Genomic DNA, 19,000 nt, shown 5'->3' on the forward strand with positions numbered 1-19,000 from the left:
TGGCAAGGTCGCGCCGTATGACGGCGCGACCCTTGATCCACTTACGCGTACAGCGGGTTGACCTTGTCGGCATCGATGCCGTACTTGGCGATGGCGTCGGCCACAACCTGCTTGTCTACCTCGCCGCGCTTGGCCAGTTCGGTCAGAGCAGCAACCACCACGTAGAACTCGTTCACTTCGAAGTGACGACGCAGGTTGGCACGGCTGTCGGAACGACCGTAACCGTCGGTACCCAGCACGCGGTAGTTCTCGGTCGGAACGAAGGCGCGAACCTGATCGGCGAAGGACTTCATGTAGTCGGTCGCAGCGATGGTGGCTTCGGAACCCAGTACCTGAGCGATGTACGGTACGCGAGCTTCGGCAGTCGGGTGCAGCATGTTCCAGCGATCCGCGTCCTGACCGTCACGAGCCAGTTCGTTGAAGGAGGTGACGCTGAACACATCGGAACCGATGCCGTACTCGCTGGCCAGGATCTGGGCAGCCTTGCGCACGTGACCCAGGATGGAACCACAACCCAGCAGCTGAACTTTGGCCTTGGTACCGGCGACGGATTCCAGCTTGTAGATACCCTTGCGGATGCCTTCCTCGGCGCCTTCCGGCATGGCCGGCATGGCGTAGTTCTCGTTCAGGGTGGTGATGTAGTAGAACACGTTCTCCGGGTTCTCACCGTACATGCGGCGCAGGCCGTCCTGTACGATCACCGCCACTTCATAGGCGTAGGACGGGTCGTAGGAGATGCAGTTCGGGATGGTGTTCGCCAGGATGTGGCTGTGACCATCTTCGTGCTGCAGACCTTCGCCGTTCAGGGTAGTGCGACCGGAGGTTGCACCCAGCAGGAAGCCACGGGCTTGCTGGTCACCGGCTGCCCACGCCATGTCGCCGATCCGCTGGAAGCCGAACATGGAGTAGTAGATGTAGAACGGGATCATCGGGCAATCGTTGGTGCTGTAAGAGGTCGCAGCAGCCAGCCAGGAGGACATGGCGCCCAGCTCGTTGATACCGTCTTGCAGAACCTGACCCTGCTTGTCTTCCTTGTAGTAGGAGACGATGTCGCGGTCTTGCGGGGTGTACTGCTGACCGTGCGGGCTGTAGATACCGATCTGGCGGAACAGACCTTCCATACCGAAGGTACGGGCTTCGTCAGCGAGGATCGGAACAATGCGCTTGCCGATGGACTTGTCTTTCAGCATCACGTTCAGGGAACGCACGAATGCCATGGTGGTGGAGATTTCGCGCGCCTGCTCACCCAGCAGCGGGCCAAAGGCATCCAGTGCCGGGATTTCCAGCTTGGTGGTGCTTTCGCGCAGACGGGTCGGCACATAGCCTTTCAGGGCAGTGCGACGGTCGTGCAGGTATTTGTGCTCGGCAGAACCGGCTTCGATCTTCAGGTAAGGCAGATCGGCCAGCTGCTCGTCGGCCACCGGCAGGTTGAAGCGGTCACGCAGGTGACGCACGGAGTCCAGCTCCATCTTCTTGACCTGGTGAGCGATGTTCTTGCCTTCGGCCGCTTCACCCATACCGTAACCCTTGATGGTCTTGGCCAGAATAACGGTCGGCTTGCCCTTGGTCTGGGTCGCCTTGTTGAACGCGGCGAACAGTTTGCGAGGATCGTGACCACCGCGGTTCAGAGCGAAGATCTCCTCGTCGGTCATGTCTTTGACCAGCGCGGCAGTTTCCGGATAACGGTTGAAGAAGTGCTCACGGATGTAGCCACCGTCGCGGGACTTCATGGTCTGGTAGTCACCGTCCACGGTCTCGTTCATCAGCTGGATCAGCTTGCCGGAAGTGTCTTTCTTCAGCAGCTCATCCCACTTGCGACCCCAGATAACTTTGGTGACATCCCAACCGGCGCCGGCGAACAGGCCTTCCAGCTCGTTGATGACCTTGCCGTTACCGACAACTGGACCATCCAGACGCTGCAGGTTGCAGTTGACCACGAATACCAGGTTGTCGAGCTTTTCACGCACGGCAACGGTCAGGGCACCCTTGGCTTCCGGCTCGTCCATCTCGCCGTCACCCAGGAAGGCGTAAACGGTCTGCTCGGAGCAATCCTTGATACCACGGTCGGTCAGGTACTTCAGGAAGCGAGCCTGATAGATGGCGGCGATAGGGCCCAGACCCATGGATACGGTCGGGAACTGCCAGAAGTCCGGCATCAGTTTCGGGTGCGGATAGGAAGGGATACCCTTGCCGTCCACTTCCTGACGGAAGTTGTCCAACTGCTCTTCGGTCAGACGACCTTCAGCAAAGGCGCGAGCATAGATGCCCGGGGAGATGTGACCCTGGAAGTAAACCAGATCGCCACCATCCTTCTCGTTGCGAGCACGGAAGAAGTGGTTGAAGCAGACATCATAGATGGTCGCAGAAGAAGCGAAGGAAGACATGTGACCACCCAGGTCCAGGTCTTTCTTGGACGCGCGCAGCACGATCATCATGGCGTTCCAGCGGATGATGGCGCGAATGCGGCGTTCCATCTCCAGGTCACCCGGGTAGTCCGGCTCGTCGCTGGACGGGATGGTGTTGATGTAATCGCGATTTGCCTTGGCAGCCACGTCCACACCGCTTACGCGGGCTTTCTCGGCCAACTGTTCAAGGATGAACTGAGCGCGTTGCGGACCCTCTTCACGCAGCAGGGATTCCAGAGAGGCAAGCCACTCCAGCGTTTCTATCGGGTCCACATCGTTCTTCAGGATATCAGACATGGCTGGTTCCTATGTTGTTGTGATTGCACGGCATTGCACGGCGAAGGGCGCAAGCATTCGACAATAGAGCCTTGTGGGATTAGTTTTCCTGCTGACGGATCCGACGCATGGATCGCTGGATCCGGCTGTCTTCCCTCTGCATATCCAACAAGGTGTCCTCGATAAAGGCCAGATGCTCATGACAAGCTGTTCTGGCCCGCTCCGGAGCCCCCGAAAGAATAGCCTCGATCAGATTCGCGCGATGGCGACGTATCTTGGCTACCACTCCCGGGCGGCGATTCAAAATCTCGTTATTCTGCAGAATGTTCTGCTCGAGCATCGGGCTCATGGCCCGCAGCAGGTGCAGCAGCACCACGTTATGGGACGCCTCGGCCACCGCCAGATAGAACTGGGTGACGGCTGTCGATTCGGCCACCAGCGAGCCCAGCTGGCCCGCCTCTTCGATGGTGGTTTGCACCTGACGAATGCGCTCGAAATCAGACCCGGTTCCCCGCAAGGCCGCGTAGTAGGCACAGATGCCTTCCAGCGCGTGGCGAAACTCCAGCAGGTCATACTGGGCTTCCGGGTGGGTACTGAGCAGTTCGAACAGAGGATCGGCGATCCCCTTGCTCAGGGCATTCTGCACATAAGTGCCGCCGCCCTGACGGCGATAAAGCAATCCGCGCGCTTCCAGTCGCTGTATGGCTTCGCGCAGGGAGGGGCGCGATACCTGAAACTGGATGGCGAGTTCCCGCTCGGGAGGCAATTTCTGCCCCGGCTGCAGGCTGCCTTCCAGAATCATCTGTTCCAGCTCGGCGACAATGGAGTCGGCCAACTTGGGTTGCGTAATCTTGCGATAGGGCATGAGGCTACTTTGTTAAATTGGTATTACCAATTTTATGGATGGGGCGAAAATTAGCAGAGGCCTTTTGAAAAGTCCACTCAAAAGATGATCTGAGTCAAGAATCAGCCCCACCACTTAAGAGGTAAAGCAGGGGAAACATGATTTAGCTCATAGAAAATGGTCTGACCAATATTCTTGACCGCGCTCACAAATAACATTTGCGCAACCAGAGACAAAAATGGCCTGCCAGATAGGCAAGCCATTGATTTTAAAATCCAAACTAAATTTGAATATTTACTTTAGCTGTTTAGTAATTGCCGGTAGTAATCCCACTGGAAACAGGCTCCGGGATCCGTCTTGCGCCCTGGCGCGATATCGCAATGGCCGACAATTTTTTCGTGGGTAATCGCCGGATAACGCTCTGAGATGGCTCGGGTGAGCCCCACCAGCGCCCGGTATTGAGCCTCGGTATAGGGGATTTCGTCGGTCCCTTCCAGCTCGATGCCAATGGAGAAGTCATTGCATGCCTCCCTCCCCTGCCAGCTCGATACTCCCGCATGCCAGGCGCGCGCGCCGAACGGCACATACTGCACCAGCTCGCCATCACGGCGGATCAGGCAGTGGGCCGAAACCCGCAGCTGATGGATACTGGCAAAATAGGGGTGAGCATCGGGGTCGAGTCGCCCCATAAAGAGATCGTCGATGAAGGGACCGCCAAACTCCCCCGGCGGCAGGCTGATGCCATGCACCACCAGCAGGGAGATATCGTCCGGCGCTGCCCGCTCATTGTGGTGGGGAGAAAGAACCCGGCGAGCCTGCTGGCACCAGCCAGCGGCATCGATAGAGAAACAAGGTTGCGAAGCGAGTTGAGTCATCGGCTACTCGAGTTGGCTGATAAATGGCGAGACAACGAAGATACCTGATAGGCAACCCGACACCAACTCACTGAATCAAAGGGAAATGGTATGTTAGGCTGAGTCATCTTCCGCTCGATATGGATGGGGTATGCAGCACACGGCACGCTGGATGTGGTTACTGGCCTGGCTCTCTTTGATGGGTCTGCTGACCCTCTATTTTCACTCCCGCAACCAACCAAGCGTCACCGCCAGCGGCGAGCTGTTGCTGCGGGCCGACCAGAGCGGCCACTATCGTCTGGAGGGTGCCATCAACGGCCAGCCGGTGCAACTGCTGCTCGATACCGGCGCCACCCGTATCACCATCCCGCAGCAGGTTGCCGAGCGGCTCGGCCTGACCGCTCATGGCAGCAGCCAGGTCAATACCGCCGCGGGGCAGATCCGGGTCGGCAACGGCACCATCGAAACGCTGGCGATGGGGCCATTGACCTTGTACGATCTGGCCATCTTTATCAATCCGGCGACAGACGGTGACGAAGTGCTGGTTGGCATGAACGCCCTCGGTCGGCTGGAGTTGGTTCAAAAGGAGCGGCAGTTGCTGCTCAGACCCTTGCAGGAATAAGGCATGTTTCAACAGGATGTCAGCCGCGCCGTGCGCGCCGCACTACTCGAAGATCTGGGCGATGCCCTCACCACGCTGGACCAACCGGACGCCAGCGCCGATATCACCGCCCAGCTGATCCCGGCCGATAGGCTGGCCAGTGCCCGGGTTATCACCCGTGAAGCGGGTGTCTTCTGCGGCCAGCCCTGGGTGGATGAAGTGTTCACCCAACTGGGCGGCGACGTGATGGTGGAGTGGAAGGTGCAGGATGGCGAAGTGCTCTCCCCCAATCAGGAGCTGTTCCGCCTCCATGGCCCTGCCCGCCTGCTGCTGACCGGCGAGCGCAATGCGCTGAACTTTGTCCAGACCCTCTCCGGCGTCGCCACCCTCACCGCCCGCTATGTGGCAGAACTGGAAGGCACTGACTGCCGTCTGCTCGACACCCGCAAGACCATCCCCGGGCTGCGCACCGCCCAGAAGTACGCGGTCACCTGTGGCGGCGGCAAGAATCACCGCATCGGCCTCTACGACGCCTACCTCATCAAAGAGAACCATATCCTCGCCTGCGGCGGCATCGCCGAGGCGATTAATGAGGCTCGTCATCTCAATCCGGGCAAGCCGGTCGAGGTGGAGGTCGAATCGCTGGCCGAGCTGGAACAGGCGTTGGCGGCCAACGCCGATATCGTGATGCTGGATAACTTCGACGTGGCCATGATGCGGGAAGCCGTCGTCATCAATCAGGGCCGTGCCAAGCTGGAAGTCTCCGGCAATGTGACCCTCGATACCCTGGCGGAATTTGCCGCCACCGGCGTCGATTTTATCTCGGTCGGGGCGCTCACCAAGCATGTACGGGCACTCGATCTCTCCATGCGTTTTATCCAGCAGTGATATTCCCCCCACAGGCTTGAGCAAACACTCGATATAACAGGATAAACAACTTGCAAAAGGCGCCATGGGCGCCTTTTCTTTATGCAGGATCCCTCAGCAAAGGAGTGTAATGACGGACCCGCTTCCACCCGTAACAAAGAGTCATAAGAAGCCACTTATTTTATGACTCGCATCAAGTTTTTGGTAAATGACATGAAAGTAGTTAACAAAGGCAGCAATCTCTGTTGCCACCCCTGACAGCTCGGATAAGATACTGACGTGCGGATGATTTTCCACCGACACTTCCCAGGAACCAAGGATAAAAGGATATTTCAAATGAAGAAACAATCGGGTTTTACCCTTATTGAACTGATGATCGTGGTCGCGATCGTGGCCATTCTGGCGGCAGTCGCACTGCCGGCTTATCAGAACTACACCAAAAAGGCTAAGATGGCTGAGTTAATCTCTTTAACGGGAGGAGCCAAGACCGCAATTGAAGTCTGTGTTCAAACGAAGGGGGTTAACGACTGCAACCCCGGAGATGAAGGCATCCCAAGTGGGGCTGCTGGATTAAATGTTGCTGTTGCTAATGACATTTACACCATCACAGCAACAGCATCTGGAGCATCTCCAATTCCTGATGGTGTTGAATTGATCTTAACCAGCACCGATGCGACAACGCCTCCTATCACATGGACCCTGAGCTGCGCAGATGGCGGTACCGGTGATAACATTGCCGAATATTGCCCAGATTAATGACCTCTAGCCCAAATAGCGGCCTGGCGTTAAGCCTGGCCGCCTCTTCACTGATCAGTGAAGAGGACTCCCAGCGCTATCTGAGCCAGGCCAAGGCCCAGCGCAAACCCTTTGTGACATTTCTGATAGAGAACGAGATCCTCGACAGCAAGGCGCTCGCCGACTTTTGCGAGCTGGAGTATGGGGTACCTCTGCTGGATCTTGCCGCCTTCGATTTGGCCGAGATCCCGCAGAAGTACCTCAATCAGAAGCTGATTGAGAAACACCACGTCCTGCCCATCTATACCCAGGGCCATACCCTCTATATCGCCATGTCGGATCCGACCAATGTCTCGGCGTTGGAGGACTTTGGCTTCAGCTTCGGCCTTCATACCGAGGCGCTGCTGGTGGAGGAGAACAAACTCACCGCCGCCATCGGCAAGCTGCTGGAGAGCGAAGACGACGCCCTCGGTATGGAGGATATCGACGAGTCCGAAATTTCGGATCTCGAGGTCTCCGACGAAAACAGCCGCCTCGACGAAAGCGTTAATACCGCCGATGACGACGCTCCCATCGTCAAGTACATCAACAAGATCCTGATGGATGCCATCAAGCGCGGCGCCTCCGACCTGCACTTCGAGCCCTATGAGTTCAAGTATCGGGTGCGCTTTCGCATCGACGGCATTCTGCATGAAATCGCTACGCCGCCGGTCAACCTCTCCAACCGCTTCTCCGCCCGCCTCAAGGTCATGGCGCGGCTCGATATTGCCGAGCGGCGGCTGCCACAGGATGGCCGCATCAAGCTGAAGCTGTCGCGCAACAAGTCGATGGATATGCGGGTTAATACCCTGCCCACCATGTGGGGGGAGAAGATCGTTATCCGTCTGCTCGACTCCTCGGCGGCACGCCTTAATATCGAGCAACTCGGCTTTGATGACCGGCAGAAGGCGCAGTACCTGCGCGCCCTCTCCAAGCCACAGGGGATGATCCTGGTGACCGGCCCCACCGGCTCGGGCAAAACGGTCTCGCTCTATACCGGCCTCAATATTCTCAACACTACCGAGGTAAATATCTCTACCGCCGAAGATCCGGTGGAGATCAACTTGCCCGGCGTCAACCAGGTGCAGGTCAACCCCAAGGCGGGGCTCACCTTCGCCAGCGCCCTGCGCTCCTTCTTGCGGCAAGACCCGGATGTGGTGATGGTGGGTGAAATTCGCGATCTCGAAACCGCCGAGATTGCCATCAAGGCTGCCCAAACCGGTCACCTGGTGCTCTCCACCCTGCACACCAACTCCGCCGCCGAGACCCTGACCCGGATGATGAACATGGGGGTTCCGGCCTTCAACATCGCCTCCTCGGTGACCCTGATCATGGCCCAGCGGTTGGCCCGTAAGCTGTGCGACCACTGCAAGGCGCCGGAGGTGGTGCCGGAAGCCGAACTGCTGGAGCTGGGCTTTACGCCACAGCAGCTGGCGGCCGGGCTGCGACTGTTCAAACCGGTCGGTTGCAAGGAGTGTTCCGGCGGCTACAAGGGACGGGTCGGCATCTACGAAATCATGCTGATGTCGGAGAACATCGCCAAATTGATTATGCAGGGGGCAAACTCCCTGCAAATCGCAGCTATCGCGCAGAAGGAGGGGATGCGCACCCTGCGCACCTCGGGGCTGGAGAAGGCCCGGCTCGGGGTCACCAGTCTGGCCGAGGTCAACAGGGTCACCACCAACTGATCCGTATGACGGAACGACCCGACGGTTTGGCTGGCAGAGCGAATTCGTCGTTCACGAACATGGAATAGATGACAACCCGAACGACAGAATAATCAGGCATTAAAGTGACCGGGCTGGCGCCAAGAAGGTACCACCCACCCTATCAGTACCCCGCAGGCATCAAGCCAGTCGGGCACCTTGACCAGGTTGGTGACGTGCAGAGTCCGACTCTGACAACCAACCCCATTGCAGGATGCAAAGATGGCAACCCTAACGAAAAAGAACAATGCCCCCAAGAAAGTCTTCGCCTTCCGCTGGCACGGGGTTAATCGCAAGGGGCAGAAGGTCTCCGGCGAGCTGCAGGCCGACAGCATCAACACCGTCAAGACCGAACTGCGCAAGCAGGGGGTCAACGTCACCAAGGTAGCCAAGAAATCCCAGGGGCTCTTCTCCAAGGGCGGCGCCAAGATCAAACCGATGGATATCGCCATCGTCTCCCGTCAGATCACCACCATGCTCTCCGCCGGTGTACCGCTGGTGCAGAGCCTGCAGATCATCGCCCGCAGTCACGAGAAAGCCTCGATGCGCGAGCTGATGGGGCAGATTGCCGCCGATGTGGAGACCGGTACCCCCATGTCGGAGGCGCTGCGCCGCCATCCCCTCTACTTTGACGATCTCTATTGCGATCTTGTGGAAGCCGGTGAGCAATCCGGTGCACTGGAGACCATCTACGACCGTATCGCCACTTACCGGGAAAAGTCGGAAGCGCTCAAGTCGAAGATCAAGAAGGCGATGTTCTACCCCACCATGGTCATTCTGGTCGCCATCGTGGTCACCTCCATCCTGCTGCTGTTCGTCATTCCGCAGTTCGAGGATATCTTCAAGAGCTTTGGTGCCGAGCTGCCGGTGTTCACCCAGTTTGTTATCGGCATCTCCCGCTTTATGCAGAACTGGTGGTATGTCTTCTTTGGTGGCACCGCCCTTGGTATCTTCCTTTACGTGCGGGCCTGGCGGGCCTCCCAGAAGGTAAAAGACAATACCGACAAATTTGTCCTCACCATTCCGGTGGTCGGGATGATCCTGCACAAGGCGGCGATGGCTCGCTTTGCCCGCACCCTGTCGACCACCTTCTCCGCCGGTATTCCGCTGGTAGATGCGCTGATTTCGGCGGCTGGTGCCTCCGGCAACTATGTCTATCGCACCGCCGTCATGGCCATCCGCAACGAGGTGGTGGCAGGCATGCAGATCAACGTGGCGATGCGCACCGTCGATCTCTTCCCCGACATGGTGATCCAGATGGTGATGATCGGTGAGGAGTCCGGCGCCATCGATGATATGCTCTCCAAGGTCGCCACCATCTTCGAACAGGAGGTGGATGATCTGGTCGATGGCCTCACCAGCCTGCTGGAACCCCTCATCATGGTGGTGCTCGGGGTGCTGGTCGGCGGCATGGTTATCGCCATGTACCTGCCCATCTTCAAGCTTGGCGACGTGGTAGGCTGATTCATCAGGGCATGGCACCAAAACCATGCCCTCCCCTCATTCAATAACTGACGGTTGGTTATGACACTTCTTCTCGAGCTGGCTCACAGCTTGCCCTGGCTCTACTTCTCGCTGGTTTTTCTCTTCTCCCTGATGATCGGCAGCTTCCTCAACGTAGTGATCCACCGCCTGCCCATCATGCTGGAGCGGGAGTGGCAGGCCGAGTATCGCGGCTACTTTTCCCCCGATGAGGAGGCCACTGCGCCAGAGCGCTACAACCTGATGGTCCCCCGCTCCGCATGTCCTCACTGTGGCCACGCCATCACTGCGCTGGAGAACATCCCGCTGTTGAGCTGGCTCTGGCTCAAAGGGCGTTGCCGCGACTGTCAGGCCCCCATCTCGGCCCGCTATCCGCTGGTAGAGCTGCTGACAGCCCTGCTCTCGGTGGCCGTTGCCATGGTCATAACCCCGGGCTGGGGCACGCTGGCCGCCCTGCTGCTGACCTGGGTGCTGGTCGCCCTCACCTTTATCGATCTCGACAAGATGTTGCTGCCCGACCAGCTCACCCTGCCCCTGCTGTGGGGTGGGCTGCTGTTCAATCTGGTAGGTGGCTTCGTCCCCTTGGCTGATGCAGTGATCGGCGCCATGGCGGGCTATCTGGTGCTCTGGAGCCTCTACTGGGCTTTCAAGCTGCTAACCGGCAAGGAGGGGATGGGCTATGGCGACTTCAAGCTGCTGGCGGCGCTGGGCGCCTGGCTCGGTTGGCAGGCGCTGCCCATAATTCTGCTGCTCTCATCCTTGGTCGGTGCCGTGATCGGCATCAGCCTGATCGCCTTGCAAAAACACCATCAGGGCAAGCCCATACCCTTCGGCCCCTACCTCGCCATCGCGGGCTGGATCGCCCTGCTATGGGGCGATACCATCACCCGCTGGTATCTCTCTACCCTGCTTTGAGCAAGAGGCCCCCATGTATGTAGTTGCTATCACAGGTGGTATCGGCAGCGGCAAGACCACTATCGCCAATCAGTTTGCCGCGCTGGGTATCGAGGTGGTGGATGCCGATGTGATCGCCCGCGAAGTGGTCGAGCTGGGTACCCCGGCCCTTGCCGCCATAGCCGACCATTTTGGCCCGAATGTGATTGATCCGAGCGGTCAACTCGACCGTCGCGCCCTGCGCGACCGGGTCTTCAGCGACCCGCAGGCCAAGGGGTGGCTCAATGCCCTGCTCCACCCGCTGATTCGCAGCGAAATGCTGCGCCAGTGTGCCGCGGCCAGTTCACCTTACTGCCTGCTGGTGGTGCCGCTGCTGGTGGAGAACAAACTCACCGGCCTCGCCAATCGGGTACTGGTGATCGATGTGGATGAAGCCACTCAGATTGAACGCACCTGCCGCCGTGATGGGGTATCGGCCGAGCAAGCCAAGGCCATCATCGCCGCCCAAGCGAGTCGGGTGGAGCGCCTCGCTGCGGCGGATGATGTCATCGAAAACCACAATGGCAGCGAAATGGCGATTAAAACGCGGATTTTGGCGCTGCACGAGACATATCTGGCAATTGCCTCTCAACAAGGCCGCCAAGTGTGAGTACACTAGGCCGGTTTATGGCTGGCCAGGATTAGGCATGATTTACGATTTCCCCCTCAATGAAAAAAGCCGGACCTATCTTCGTCTGGAGTCCCTGTTTTCCCAGATCCGCGACAATCTGGAGAGTGAACAATCCTGGGCACATATCGCCTTCTTCAAGGGGCTGTTCGATCTGCAGGAGTTGCTGGAGCGTGGTGACCTGCGCGCAGACCTCATCAAGGATCTGGAGCGTCTCGGCCAGCGTCTGAGCCACTGGGCCAGCCTGCCCGATGTCGATCTGGAGCAGATCAAACTGATGCAGCAAGAGAGCAGCCAGCTCTCTCGCAACCTGCTCAACTCGCCACGCCCAGGTGCCCGCCTGAAAGAGGATCGTCTGCTCGGCTCCATCCGCCAGCGCTTCTCCATTCCGGGTGGCCTTTGTGCCTTCGACGTACCGCAGCTACACCACTGGCTCGGTACTCCGGCCATCACCCGTCACCAGCAGATGCAGGGCTGGCTGAGCGATATCAACCTGCTGATGAATGCCATCACCCTGCTGCTGCGCCTGTGGCGTGAATCAGGCAGCTTCAGTGAGCAGGTTGCCAGCAACGGTTTCTTCCAGGACACCGCCGAGAGCGCCGAGCTGATCCGCATCAAGCTGCCGGGCAATCTGTTCTGCTACCCCACCCTGAGCGGCCACAAGAACCGCTTCGCCCTGCGCTTTCTGCCCACCGCAGAACAGCCGATTGGCGACGTGCCGTTCCAGCTCGCCTGCTGCTAAGGAGGGCTTATGGTCACCAAGGTAAAGTGTCCGACCTGTCAGAGCGAAGTGGAGTGGGGCCCGCAGAGTCCGTTCCGCCCCTTCTGCAGCAAGCGCTGCCAACTGATTGATCTTGGCGAGTGGGCCGATGAAGAGAAGCGGATCCCGGGGGAGATCAACCCGGATCTGCTGCCGGAGCCGGAAGAGGGCGATCAGTGGCTATAAGCCCCTGGTCACTCACCTCTGCAATATCAAAAAAGGGCCGATTGGCCCTTTTTTGATGCTTGTTGATTGCTACCGGCTCAAGCCTGCAGACCCTGTAGCCGCGCTACAATCGGGCCATTGGCATCGGGGAAGTGGTAGTTGTTCAGCTCGGCCACCGGCACCCACAGACACTCTTGCCCCTCCTTGCCGAACGGCTCACCGCTGAAACGGGTCACCTTCCAGATATCCAGCAACACCTGCTTCTCGGGGTAGTCGTGCTGCAGTTCCATAAAGGGGGCACAATCCAAAACCCGGATGCCAATCTCTTCCCACAGCTCCCGATCCAGCGCGGTGAGCAGATCCTCGCCCGACTCCACCTTGCCACCGGGAAACTCCCAGCGATCTCCCTGATGGCGATCGGAGGAGCGTCTGGCGATGAAGATATCGCCCCGTTCATTCTCGATGACGCCAACCGCCACCCAGATCCGTTTTTTCTGTTCCATCTTGCTACCTTTACACGCGATACATGATCGTGCCGTTCGATGAGCCCAACCTCCGGCTGGGTGAGCGACCGATGATGCCTGATATCCGATTTCTTTCCGTCAAGTGGCGCCACCCTAGTGACTTTGCCACCCTCTGGCAAAAACAAGGCGGGCACTTGGCCCGCCTGTTATGGCATAGCGTCGATCAGGTCAACTGACCGTGGCAGTGCTTGTACTTCTTGCCAGAACCACACGGGCAGGGATCGTTGCGACCGACCTTCTGCTCGTCACGTACGAAGGTGGTGTGCCCCTCTTCGCCTGCGGCCTGTTCATCAGCCAGCTGGCTCTCAGCTGCGGCGTGGGTATAGGTGCGGGGAGCGGCTTCCGCCTGCTGGCGCTGCTGCTCTTCCATCGCTTCCACATCGCGCTCCTGCACCTGAACACGGCTCAGGATGCTGACCACGTCGCGCTTGAGGGTTTCCAGCATCTGGGTGAACAGATCGAAGGATTCGCGCTTGTACTCCTGCTTGGGGTTCTTCTGGGCGTAACCGCGCAGATGGATGCCCTGACGCAGGTGATCCATGGCCGCCAGATGCTCTTTCCACAGACCATCCAGAGTTTGCAGCATCACCGCCTTCTCGAAGTTGCGCAGCACCTCTTTACCGACCAACTCTTCCTTGTGGGCATAGAGCTTGGTGGCTTCATCCAGAATGCGCTCGCGCAGCTTCTCTTCATACAGCTTGTCATCTTCCGCCAGCCACTGCTGCAGCGGCAGATCCAGCGCGAAGTCGGCCTTCAGGCGCGCTTCCAAACCCGGCACATCCCACATCTCTTCCAGAGACTGGGGCGGGATGTATTCATCGATCACGGCGCCGTACACATCATCACGGATAACGTGGATGGTCTCGGAGATGTCGTTGGTATCCAGCAGCTCGTTGCGCTGCTCGTACACCACCTTGCGCTGGTCGTTGGCCACGTCATCAAACTCCAGCAAGCTCTTGCGGATGTCGAAGTTGCGACCTTCCACCTTGCGTTGGGCGTTTTCGATCGCCTTGGTGACCCACGGATGCTCGATGGCTTCGCCCTCTTCCATGCCCAGCTTCTTCATCATGCCGGTCACGCGATCGGAGGCGAAGATCCGCATCAGGGTATCTTCCATGGAGAGGTAGAAACGGGATGAGCCCGGGTCACCCTGACGACCGGAACGGCCGCGCAGCTGGTTATCGATACGGCGGGACTCGTGACGCTCGGTACCGATAATGTGCAGACCACCGGCGGCCAGCACCGCATCGTGACGCACCTGCCAGGCGGCTTTTAGCTCGGCAATCTGCTCGCTGGTCGGGTTCTCCAGCTTGGCAATCTCTGCCTGCCAGTTGCCGCCCAACACGATGTCGGTACCACGACCGGCCATGTTGGTGGCGATGGTGACCGCACCTGTCTGACCGGCCTGGGCAACGATCTCCGCTTCCATGGCGTGGAACTTGGCGTTCAGCACCTTGTGCGGGATCTTCTCCTTGGTCAGGATGCCGGAGAGCAGCTCGGAGTTCTCGATAGAGACGGTACCAACCAGTACAGGCTGGCCCTTGGCCACACACTGACGGATATCTTCGATGATGGCGGCATACTTCTCATTGGCGGTCAGGTAGACCAGATCGCCCATATCCTTGCGCACCATCGGCTTGTTGGTCGGGATAACCACGGTATCCAGGCCATAAATCTGCTGGAATTCAAAGGCTTCGGTATCCGCAGTACCTGTCATCCCCGCCAGCTTGTTGTAGAGACGGAAGTAGTTCTGGAAGGTGATGGATGCCAGCGTCTGGTTCTCGTTCTGGATCTTCACCCCTTCCTTCGCTTCAACGGCCTGATGCAGACCATCGGACCAGCGACGACCCGGCATGGTACGGCCAGTGTGCTCGTCGACGATGACGATCTCGTCTTTCTGGACGATATAGTCCACGTTGCGCTCGAACAGGGTGTGAGCACGCAAACCCGCATTGACGTGGTGCAGCAGGCTGATGTTGGAGGCGGAGAACAGGGAGTCGTTCTCATCCAGCAGCCCCTCTTTCTTGAGCAGCTCTTCCACGAAGATCTGACCGTTTTCGGTCAGCAGCGCCTGGCGGTTCTTCTCGTCCACCGTGTAGTGACCGTCGCCGGTGTACTCTTCGGTGTCTTCCTTGTCCTGCTTGACCAGCAGCGGGATCAGCTTGTTGACGCGGATATAGAGCTCTGAGCTGTCTTCGGCCGGGCCGGAGATGATAAGCGGAGTACGGGCCTCATCGATAAGTACCGAGTCCACCTCATCCACCAGCGCGTAGTTGAGCGGACGCTGTACCCGCTGCTCGGGCGAGAACGCCATGTTGTCGCGCAGGTAGTCAAAACCGAATTCGTTGTTGGTACCGTAGGTGATGTCGGCGGCGTAGGCGTCACGCTTCTGGGACGCATCCATACCGGGCACGTTGCAATCAACGGTCATGCCGAGGAAGGCAAACAGCGGGCGGTTCGCCTCCGCATCACGCTTGGCCAAATAGTCGTTCACCGTTACCACGTGCACACCACGGCCGCTCAGGGCGTTCAGGTAAGCTGGCAGGGTGGCGGTCAGGGTCTTACCTTCACCGGTCTTCATTTCCGCGATGCGGTTGGAGTTCAGCACCATGCCGCCGATCAGCTGCACGTCGAAGTGGCGCATGCCAAACACCCGCTTGGAGGCTTCACGCACGGTCGCGAACGCTTCCGGCAGCAACTGCTCCAGGGTCTCACCCTGCTCGATACGCTGACGATATTCAGCCGTTTTGGCCTGCAACTCGGCATCGGACAGAGCCTCGAACTGCGGCTCCATGGCATTGATCTGTTTTACAATTTTGCGCAAAGCCTTGAGCGTTCTGTCGTTCCGGCTGCCGATAATCTTGGTAAGCAGTGTGCTAATCATGGGTACCAACTATTTCTGGTTATAAAAGCGTTCCGTCACTGGAACCTGAAGAAAAAAACCTAACCCCGTCTGGCACTGAGAAAGCGTGCGGGGTTGACCTGACGACCATCTTTCAACACTTCGTAATGCAGATGGACCCCGGTCGCGCGACCGGTGCGTCCCATCAAGGCAATCTTCTGACCCTGATCAACCAGGGTGCCCACCTCGACCAGCAACTTGGAGTTGTGGGCATAGCGGGTGACCAGGCCATTGCCGTGATTAATCTCCACCATATTGCCAAATTCCGGATGACGGCCGGCCCAGCTGACAATACCGGGCCCGGTGGCCAGAATCGGGGTTCCGGGTTTGCCACGGAAATCGACCCCTTTGTGCATCTTGGCACGCCCGTTGAACGGATCGACCCGTCCACCAAACCCGGACGAGACCCAAACTCGCTCCTGCTTGACTGGCGTGCCGGAAATAAAACCGGCATCGGTGATATGGTGATTCATGATGAAAGATTCAAGTACCGACAGCTGCTCTTCACGGCTGCTGAGCTGCTGGCTGAGGTGTTTCATCGAGGCTTGCAGCTCGTTGAGGCTCACTTCCAGCTCTTCATCATAAGAAGGGCCGCCCATGGGGGGCAGCTCTTTGAAATTGAACTCGTCGGGATCGAGATCGGCCTGCTCGGTCAATCGTTCACCGAGGGCATTGAGACGGCCAAGCTGACCCTGCATGGTGCCCACCTGAGCTGCCAGCATTGCCAACTGTTCACGGGCTTCGTCACCACTCTGGTCAACGGACTGTTGCTCGGCAACGGCAAGCGCCACTTCCAGCGCCTCCATTTTCTGGTGCCAGCTCTGCCAGAGCCAACCACCACCAAGGGCCAACAGGGAGAAGAGAATACCGCCGACCCAGGCCAGACGTTGTTTGGGCAGGTGCAACTTGCGTCGCTGCTTGCCGTGGAGGATCAGGGTAATGCTCATAGAAATCAGTCTGCTCGGTCAGGTGCGGCCAGGAGCCAGCACGGGAAATAAAACCGGGAGATAATCGGTATTAAAGGATGGAGTAAACAAATGACGGAACGTCGGTGCGGAGAGAGGACCGACGTTCCGTTGCACAGCTATCAGGCCAGAACCAGACCGTTATCGTAGTAAGCGATAGGCGCTTTGTCGCCCTCACCCTCGAAGGTCACCAGTTCCCAAGCCTCCTGCTCGGCCAGCAAAGCACGCAGCAGCTTGTTGTTCAGGGCATGCCCGGTCTTGTAGGCACGGAACTCACCGATGATGCTGCGGTTACACATATAGAGGTCACCGATCGCGTCCAGCATCTTGTGCTTGACGAATTCGTCCTCATAACGCAAACCGTCTTCGTTCAGCACCCGATAATCGTCCAGTACCACGGCGTTTTCCAGGCTTCCGCCCAGCGCCAGGTTCTGGGAACGCAGGTACTCGATATCACGCATGAACCCGAAGGTACGGGCACGGCTGATCTCTTTCACGAAGGAGGCACCGGAGAAATCCAGTACGCAACGCTGATTGCGCCCTTCAAAGACAGGATGCTGGAAATCGATCTCGAGATCCATCTTGAAGCCGTTGCGATAGGGGTGGAATTCCGCCCACTTGTCGCCGTCTTCAACCCGGATGCTCTTCTTGATCCGCACAAACTGCTTGGCAGCATTCTGCTCACGGATCCCGACTTCCTGCAGCAGGTAGATAAAGGGATGCGCACTGCCGTCCATTACCGGGATCTCGGGTGCGTCAACCTCAACGTAGAGGTTGTCGATCCCCATCCCGGCCAGCGCGGCAGAGAGGTGCTCAATGGTAGAGACACGGACACCGGCTTCGTTGACCAGAGCGGTACAGAGCACGGTATCGCGCACCTGATCGGCATTGGCTGGCAGCTCCACCACAGGATTCAGGTCGGTACGCAAGTAAACGATCCCTGTGTTCACAGGCGCCGGACGGAACGTCATGGTGACTTTCCGGCCCGAATGCAGGCCGACACCAGTCGCCTGTACACTCGTTTTCAAGGTTCTTTGTCTAATCATGGGTGTACCCTAAACAGCTTAAAATCCGGACCAGATGGTCGTTGGCAGGCCATCTTAGCACATTCCTTGAACAACAAACAAACGAGAGCCATAAGAGGCTTAGTCAGCTTGCTTGCGCAGGAACGCCGGAATATCCAGGTAATCCGGTTCACGACGAGCTTGCGGCTCGGCGTTGACCACCTTGGCCGGGGCTTCGTCCATCACGCGGCCTTGCATCATGTCGCTAACCAGCGGCTGACGCACCGGGCGCTCTTGCACCTGGCTGCTCTTGACCAAAGTGATGTCCGGCTTGCGCTCGGCACCGATACCGGTAGCAACCACGGTCACACGCAGTTCGTCGTGCATTTCCGGATCGATTACGGTACCCACAACTACAGTGGCGTTCTCGGAAGCGAAGGCCTTGACCGCGTTACCCACGGTTTCGAACTCTTCGATGGTCATGTCCATACCGGCGGTGATGTTGACCAGGATGCCACGGGCACCAGCCAGATCCACGTCTTCCAGCAGCGGGCTGGAGATGGCTTTCTCGGCCGCTTCTTCGGCACGGTCATCACCAGAGGCGGAACCGGTACCCATCATGGCAGTACCCATTTCGCGCATAACGGTACGCACGTCCGCGAAGTCGACGTTGATCAAGCCCGGACGGGTGATCAGCTCGGCAATGCCCTGTACCGCGCCAAGCAGTACATCGTTGGCCGCCTTGAAGGCATCCAGCAAGGAGATACCGCGACCCAGCACCTTCAGCAACTTGTCGTTGGGGATGGTGATCAGGGAGTCGACGTTTTTGGAGAGCTCTTCGATACCGTGGGCGGCGAAGCCCATCCGCTTCTTCCCTTCAAAGGAGAACGGCTTGGTGACCACGGCAACGGTCAGGATGCCCATCTCGCGCGCCACTTCGGCCACGATCGGCGCAGCACCGGTACCGGTACCACCACCCATACCGGCGGCGATGAACACCATGTCGGAACCGGTCAGCAGCTCACGCAGCGCTTCGCGATCTTCCATGGCCGCATCACGACCCACTTCCGGATTGGCGCCGGCACCCAGACCCTTGGTGATGCCACCGCCGATCTGCAGGGTAGTGTTGGCGCTGGAGTTACGCAGTGCCTGGGCGTCGGTGTTGACGGTAATGAACTCAACACCCTCAATATTTTGACGAACCATGTGTTCGACAGCGTTACCGCCGCCGCCACCTACACCGATCACTTTAATGACGGCTTCGTCAGTGTGGCTATCCATAAATTCAAACATGTTGTCTCTCCGCTTTA

Annotated in this window: 17 protein-coding genes; 9 read left to right on the forward strand and 8 right to left on the reverse strand. The window is 58.4% G+C overall.

What is annotated here, in order from left to right:
* Window positions 1-41 precede the first annotated feature (41 nt).
* From aceE to ampD, 3 genes are all read right to left on the reverse strand, one after another.
* Window positions 42-2,702: a pyruvate dehydrogenase (acetyl-transferring), homodimeric type gene (gene aceE / locus ACB040_RS03770; protein WP_064339264.1), complete on the reverse strand. Its 2,661-nt coding sequence runs from the start codon at window positions 2,700-2,702 to the stop codon at window positions 42-44.
* A gap of 79 nt (window positions 2,703-2,781) precedes the next feature.
* Window positions 2,782-3,546, reverse strand: a complete 765-nt coding sequence (gene pdhR / locus ACB040_RS03775) for a pyruvate dehydrogenase complex transcriptional repressor PdhR (RefSeq protein WP_043821981.1) — start codon at window positions 3,544-3,546, stop codon at window positions 2,782-2,784.
* 278 nt (window positions 3,547-3,824) lie between these two features.
* Window positions 3,825-4,400, reverse strand: a complete 576-nt coding sequence (gene ampD, locus ACB040_RS03780; RefSeq protein WP_371153300.1) for a 1,6-anhydro-N-acetylmuramyl-L-alanine amidase AmpD — start codon at window positions 4,398-4,400, stop codon at window positions 3,825-3,827.
* A 130-nt stretch (window positions 4,401-4,530) separates the two neighbouring features.
* On the opposite strand from ampD, the gene ACB040_RS03785 reads away from it, so the two are divergent.
* The 9 genes from ACB040_RS03785 (at window position 4,531) to yacG (ending at window position 12,316) form a co-directional block, all read left to right on the forward strand.
* Window positions 4,531-5,001 (forward strand): TIGR02281 family clan AA aspartic protease, encoded by a 471-nt coding sequence (locus ACB040_RS03785; protein WP_371153302.1) that lies wholly within the window; start codon window positions 4,531-4,533, stop codon window positions 4,999-5,001.
* A 3-nt stretch (window positions 5,002-5,004) separates the two neighbouring features.
* Window positions 5,005-5,868, forward strand: a complete 864-nt coding sequence (nadC, locus tag ACB040_RS03790; RefSeq protein WP_371153304.1) for a carboxylating nicotinate-nucleotide diphosphorylase — start codon at window positions 5,005-5,007, stop codon at window positions 5,866-5,868.
* A gap of 315 nt (window positions 5,869-6,183) precedes the next feature.
* Window positions 6,184-6,603, forward strand: a complete 420-nt coding sequence (locus tag ACB040_RS03795; protein ID WP_338774954.1) for a prepilin-type N-terminal cleavage/methylation domain-containing protein — start codon at window positions 6,184-6,186, stop codon at window positions 6,601-6,603.
* The gene (gene tapB / locus ACB040_RS03800) at window positions 6,603-8,309 is read left to right on the forward strand and encodes a PilB family type IVa pilus assembly ATPase TapB (RefSeq protein WP_139740536.1); all 1,707 of its coding nucleotides are present in this window, start codon (window positions 6,603-6,605) and stop codon (window positions 8,307-8,309) included. The genes ACB040_RS03795 and tapB overlap by 1 nt, the downstream gene beginning before the upstream one ends.
* 240 nt (window positions 8,310-8,549) lie before the next feature.
* Complete coding sequence (locus ACB040_RS03805; RefSeq protein WP_005336136.1) at window positions 8,550-9,791, forward strand: type II secretion system F family protein; 1,242 nt, start codon at window positions 8,550-8,552, stop codon at window positions 9,789-9,791.
* 60 nt (window positions 9,792-9,851) lie between these two features.
* Entirely contained in the window at window positions 9,852-10,724 is an 873-nt protein-coding gene (locus ACB040_RS03810) for an A24 family peptidase (RefSeq protein ID WP_338773535.1), read from the forward strand.
* Window positions 10,725-10,737: 13 nt separating this feature from the next.
* Window positions 10,738-11,352 (forward strand): dephospho-CoA kinase, encoded by a 615-nt coding sequence (gene coaE / locus ACB040_RS03815; protein ID WP_338773534.1) that lies wholly within the window; start codon window positions 10,738-10,740, stop codon window positions 11,350-11,352.
* A gap of 37 nt (window positions 11,353-11,389) precedes the next feature.
* Window positions 11,390-12,112, forward strand: coding sequence for a cell division protein ZapD (gene zapD, locus ACB040_RS03820; RefSeq protein WP_005336141.1), 723 nt, complete (start codon window positions 11,390-11,392; stop codon window positions 12,110-12,112).
* Window positions 12,113-12,121: 9 nt separating this feature from the next.
* Complete coding sequence (gene yacG, locus ACB040_RS03825) at window positions 12,122-12,316, forward strand: DNA gyrase inhibitor YacG (protein WP_005336142.1); 195 nt, start codon at window positions 12,122-12,124, stop codon at window positions 12,314-12,316.
* A 77-nt stretch (window positions 12,317-12,393) separates the two neighbouring features.
* Here yacG and mutT read toward each other — a convergent pair whose 3' ends face one another.
* The 5 genes from mutT to ftsZ all read right to left on the reverse strand — a co-directional run bounded on the left by mutT (window position 12,394) and on the right by ftsZ (window position 18,983).
* Complete coding sequence (mutT, locus tag ACB040_RS03830; RefSeq protein ID WP_204384572.1) at window positions 12,394-12,798, reverse strand: 8-oxo-dGTP diphosphatase MutT; 405 nt, start codon at window positions 12,796-12,798, stop codon at window positions 12,394-12,396.
* A 184-nt stretch (window positions 12,799-12,982) separates the two neighbouring features.
* Complete coding sequence (gene secA / locus ACB040_RS03835) at window positions 12,983-15,703, reverse strand: preprotein translocase subunit SecA (protein ID WP_005336144.1); 2,721 nt, start codon at window positions 15,701-15,703, stop codon at window positions 12,983-12,985.
* Between the two features lie 59 nt (window positions 15,704-15,762).
* A complete protein-coding gene (locus tag ACB040_RS03840; RefSeq protein ID WP_005355107.1) occupies window positions 15,763-16,668 on the reverse strand; it encodes a M23 family metallopeptidase in 906 nt (301 codons plus the stop codon).
* 140 nt (window positions 16,669-16,808) lie between these two features.
* A complete protein-coding gene (gene lpxC / locus ACB040_RS03845) occupies window positions 16,809-17,732 on the reverse strand; it encodes a UDP-3-O-acyl-N-acetylglucosamine deacetylase (protein WP_005336146.1) in 924 nt (307 codons plus the stop codon).
* A 99-nt stretch (window positions 17,733-17,831) separates the two neighbouring features.
* On the reverse strand, window positions 17,832-18,983 hold the full coding sequence (gene ftsZ / locus ACB040_RS03850; protein ID WP_005336147.1) for a cell division protein FtsZ: 1,152 nt from the start codon (window positions 18,981-18,983) through the stop codon (window positions 17,832-17,834).
* Window positions 18,984-19,000: the final 17 nt, after the last annotated feature.

This window comes from Aeromonas sp. S11(2024) (assembly GCF_041402345.1).
In the GTDB taxonomy this organism is placed as follows: Bacteria; Pseudomonadota; Gammaproteobacteria; order Enterobacterales; family Aeromonadaceae; genus Aeromonas; species Aeromonas veronii.